The organism is Paraburkholderia sp. BR10937, from assembly GCF_040965695.1.
Lineage (GTDB): Bacteria > Pseudomonadota > Gammaproteobacteria > Burkholderiales > Burkholderiaceae > Paraburkholderia.
On sequence record NZ_JBFRCL010000144.1, the window covers coordinates 1 to 1,179 of the forward strand.

The window sequence follows — 1,179 nt, forward strand, 5'->3', positions numbered from 1 at the left end:
GGAAGGTCTGCACAATACGTTTTCAGAGCGCCGATCTTTTTTCACGTTGGGCGTATCGGCCGCAGAATCTGCTAGCAGGTTGGTCGTCCGGCTTTTGAAGCATGATGACCTGCGTTTGCCGAGACTCACGGCCTGATCCGCCGAACGTTTCACGCTTTGCTTAAAGCCTTGCGCGCCATCCAGAGGTTGCACAGCGCAAACAGGGTCGTGATCTGCGCGGTGTTCTTCACCAATCCCCGGTACCGGGTCTTCGTATAGCCAAACTGCTGCTTGAGCACGCGAAACGGATGTTCAACCTTGGCGCGCACACCAGCCTTCAGGCGTTCAATCCGGTTGTATATCGCGTCCAGACGATTGGTCAGGTCCAGTTGTCGACGCTTGCCCGGTCGCATCGCGACATGCCAGCGTACCGGGTTCGCCTGACAGCGCTTTTCAATACCCTGATATCCGGCGTCAGCGTACACATCCTTTTCCTGGCCGTGCAACAGCGCTTCGGCAGCATTGATGTCGTGAACGTTGGCCGCCGTGCCAATGACGGTGTGGACCAGACCCGACTCTGCGTCCACACCGATGTGCGCTTTCATCCCGAAGTACCATTGATTCCCTTTCTTCGTCTGATGCATCTCCGGGTCCCGTCTGCCAGAGCCGTTCTTTGTCGAACTGGGTGCGCTAATCAAGGTCGCGTCGACCGCCGACCCTGCCTTCAACATCAAGCCTTTTTCACTCAGGATCTCATTGACCAGTGCGAGCATCTGCGCGGCCAGTCCGTGCGTTTCGAGAAGGTGGCGGAACCGCAGAATCGTGCTCTCGTCCGGCAAACGCGTCATACCTTCGTCCAGCCCCGCAAACTCACGGTACAGCGGCACGTCATATAGCGCCTCTTCCATCGCCGGGTCCGAAAGCCCAAACCACTGCTGCATGAAGTGAATCTGCAGCATCGTCGCAACCGGAAACGGCGGCCTTCCAGTCTTACCCTTCGGATAGTGCGGTTCGATCAACGCAATCAACCTCGACCATGGCACAACGCGCCTCATCTCATCGAGAAATTCCCGCTTGCGCGTGCGTTTCGTTGAAAGATCCAGGCCAAGACCGAGCTGTGTCATCGAGGAACTCCTTTAATTCGCGTTCTTCCAGGATAGGACAACGTGACTTCAACGCCAGGACTTTTGCAGACCTTCC

1 protein-coding gene is annotated in these 1,179 nt (G+C 56.8%); it reads right to left on the reverse strand.

Annotated features, from left to right (window positions below; all coding sequences use genetic code 11):
• Nucleotides 1-149 precede the first annotated feature (149 nt).
• Nucleotides 150-1,103, reverse strand: coding sequence for an IS5 family transposase (locus AB4Y44_RS42345; protein WP_368702809.1), 954 nt, complete (start codon nucleotides 1,101-1,103; stop codon nucleotides 150-152).
• Nucleotides 1,104-1,179: the final 76 nt, after the last annotated feature.

Excerpts from the sequence above, each read along its gene's own strand:
- AB4Y44_RS42345 (WP_368702809.1), bottom strand. The coding sequence starts at position 1,103 with ATGACACAGCTCGGTCTTGGCCTGGATCTTTCAACGAAACGCACGCGC.